General features: G+C 75.3%; 2 protein-coding genes and 1 pseudogene. 1 reads left to right on the top strand and 2 read right to left on the bottom strand.

Annotated elements, in window-relative coordinates:
- Positions 1-47: 47 nt before the first annotated feature.
- Positions 48-644, bottom strand: coding sequence for an ankyrin repeat domain-containing protein (locus HET64_RS37965; protein ID WP_215111774.1), 597 nt, complete (start codon positions 642-644; stop codon positions 48-50).
- A 38-nt stretch (positions 645-682) separates the two neighbouring features.
- Positions 683-1,240 carry a heme-binding protein gene (locus HET64_RS37960; RefSeq protein ID WP_215111773.1) on the bottom strand — a complete coding sequence of 186 codons (558 nt, stop codon included), beginning with the start codon at positions 1,238-1,240 and terminating at the stop codon, positions 683-685.
- A 270-nt stretch (positions 1,241-1,510) separates the two neighbouring features.
- On the opposite strand from HET64_RS37960, the pseudogene HET64_RS37955 reads away from it, so the two are divergent.
- Positions 1,511-2,836, top strand: a pseudogene (locus HET64_RS37955) (sensor histidine kinase); the annotation flags it as partial.
- Positions 2,837-2,963 lie beyond the last annotated feature (127 nt).

Below are 2,963 nucleotides of genomic sequence, written 5' to 3'. Positions count from 1 at the left end.
GGGGCCGTGGCCGGAAAGGAGGGCGGCGCGGGGGCCGTGGTCCCCGGTCACGCGGCGGCCCGCAGCAGGGCGGCCAGCTCGGCGAAGCCGCGCCGCTCGGCGTGGGCCAGGGGCGTCACCCCGTCGCCGTCGGGCAGGTCCCGCGTCGCCCCGGCCGCGAGCAGCAGCTCCACGACCTGCTGGTGCGCGAGCCCGCCCTCGCCGAGGATCACCGCCTCCAGCAGGGCGGTCCAGCCGAGCCGGTTGACGTGGTCGACGTCGATGTCGGTGACCCGCAGCACCTCCCGTACGTAACCGACGTGGCCGCGTTCGCTCGCCGGGATGAGGGAGATGCCGCCGAACCGGTTGCGCAGGGTCAGGTCCGGTCCGGCCGGCAGCAGCACGTGCAGCATCGCGACGCTGCCGGTGACGCCGGTGGCCAGCCACGGGCTCTCCTCGCGCCGGTCCTGGGCGTCCGGGTCCGCCCCGGCGGCCACGAGCAGCCGGGCCGCCTCGACGTGGTCGCCGTGGACGGCGAGGAGGAGAGGGGTGCGCAGCTCCTCGTCGCGGACGTCGACCCGGGCGCCGCCCTCGATCGCGGTGCGCACACCTTCGGTGTCGCCGGCGCGTGCGGCGGTGAGCAGGTCGTGATCGAGGGCGTTCATGGGTACTCCGTTCCCGTCGGTGCCTGTGCGGATCGTGACTACCGGGCGAGGGAGGCGACGCCCGCCTTGGCGAACTTCTCGTCGAGGTCGCCGCTGGGCGCGCCGGCCACGCCGATGCCGGCCACCGGGGCGCCCTTGACCTGCACCGGAGCACCGCCCCCGAGGAACAGGGTGCCAGGGATGTCCTTCAGGTTCGGGGCCTGCTCCAGGCGCTTGACCAGCTCGGAGGTGGGGGCGTTCCAGGAGACGGCGGTGTACGCCTTCTTCACCGCGGACTCGGGGGACTGCGGGCCCGCGCCGTCGCCGCGTAGCGTGACGATGGTGTTGCCGTTGCGGTCGACGACCGCGACGGAGATCCGCTGGTTCTCCTTCTTCGCCGCGTCCAGCGTGGCCTGCGCGGCCTTGGTGGCGGCGGCCACGGTCAGGTGCGTCGTCTGCTGGAGGTTCCGGTTGCTGGTGTCGGCCTTGACCGCTGCGGCGGGGGCGGCGGCCGGGGAGGAGGCGCTCGCGGACATCGCGCCGAACGTGCCGGCCCCGAGGGCGGCGACGACGACGGCGCCGGTGACGACACGGGTGCGCAGCGACAGCTTCTTCATGGTGGCTCCTTGGTGATCCGGGGGCGGCCCGGTGGTTCGGTGTGCGGGGCGGCCCGGAAGTGGTCCGGGCGTTTCGCTCCGGTATCGATCCTCCCGGCGGATCCGGCCCCGTACGGTCGGCGTACCGGCTGGAAGCGGCGCGCGGGTCGGCCGACGCCCCCGTCAGCCGATCGGTTGATGCGGGGGTGGCCGGATCGGGTCACCATGGAGGATCCGCGCTGGTCAGCAGGGTCTCAGCGGGATCGGGCGAGACGGAACACGAGGTACGAGGTGGAGCACCGGAGCGACCCGCGGGCCCCGGAGAGGGGCGGCCCCGCCGGCCCCGGTCCGGGTCCGGGCTCGGATCCCGGCTCGGGTCCGGGCTCGGGTCCGGGCTCGGATCCCGGCTCGGGCCTGGGCGCCGTCGGTCCGGACCCCGCCACCGGCCCCGGCGCCGACCCCGACGCCCGCTGGCTCGCGCTCCTCATGCACGCCGCGTTCTTCCTGCTGCTCGGCGCCTCACTGACCCGGTTCCTGATGCGGCACCCCGGAGAGGCACGCACCCCGTGGATCATCGCCCTGTCGATCACCCTGGCGGTGCTCTACCTCCTGGGACCCGTCCTGGGTTCGCGCCCCACCCCGCGCCGGCTCGCCTGGCTCGGGGTGCTCGTCCTCGTCTGGATGGTGCTGGTCGTCCTCGCGCCGAGCTTCGCGTGGTGCGCGGTGCCGTTGTTCTACACGGGGCTGCGGATCCTGCCGCCGCGCGCGGCCCTCGCCCTGGTCGCCCTGCTCACCGCGTTCGTCGTGGCCGCCCAACTGCGCCTGGCCGACGGGTTCGACCCCAATCTGGTCCTCGCACCGCCCGCCGTCGCCGCCGTGGCGACCGCCGTCTTCGTCCATATGCAGCGCCAGGCGGTACGTCAGCGGGAACTGGCCGGACGCCAGCGCGAGCTGATCGACGACCTGCTGCGCACCCGGCGCGAACTGGCCGCCACCGAGCGGCGCGAGGGGACCCTGGCCGAGCGCCAGCGGCTCTCCATGGAGATCCACGACACCCTGGCCCAGGGTCTGTCCAGCCAGCAGATGCTGCTCCAGGCGGCCGACCGCACCTGGAGCGCCGACCCGGACGCGGCCCGCCGCCACGTCCGTACGGCCACCGGCATCGCGGAACGCAACCTCGCCGAGGCCCGCCGCTTCGTCCACGACCTGGCCCCCGCCGACCTGGCGCAGGGCGGCGGCCTGGAGGCGGCCCTGCACACGCTGGCGGCCCGCGAGAGCGCCCAGGCGGAGGGCGCGCTCACCGTCCACTGCCATGTGGAGGGCACCCCGGGCGCCCCGCTGCCGGACCGGGTGCAGTCCGCCCTGCTGCGCATCGCCCAGGGGGCCCTGGCCAATGTGCGGGAGCACTCCGGGGCCACCGCCGCCGGGCTGACCCTGACCCACCTCGACGACCGGGTGGTCCTCGACATCGGCGACAACGGCCGCGGCTTCACCGTGGAGTCCGCGCCCGTCCGCAGCCCCGACACCGTGCGCGGCCACGGGCTCCCCGCCATCCGGGCCCGCGTGCACCAGCTCGGCGGAACGCTCACCATCGAGTCGGCCCCGGGCGAGGGCACGGATCGGGGTGCGCGTGGAGGCGTGAGGGCCCCGGGCGGCGTCGCGGGCCTCACATACGCGGGAAGCGGGCCTGGAGGTCCCAGACCACGGGGTTGTCGGCCAGGCCCTCGTGCATGTCGGCCAGGTC

Source organism: Streptomyces sp. McG3 (assembly GCF_018619185.1).
Lineage (GTDB): Bacteria > Actinomycetota > Actinomycetes > Streptomycetales > Streptomycetaceae > Streptomyces.
This window is presented reverse-complemented; position numbering and strand designations above follow the sequence as displayed.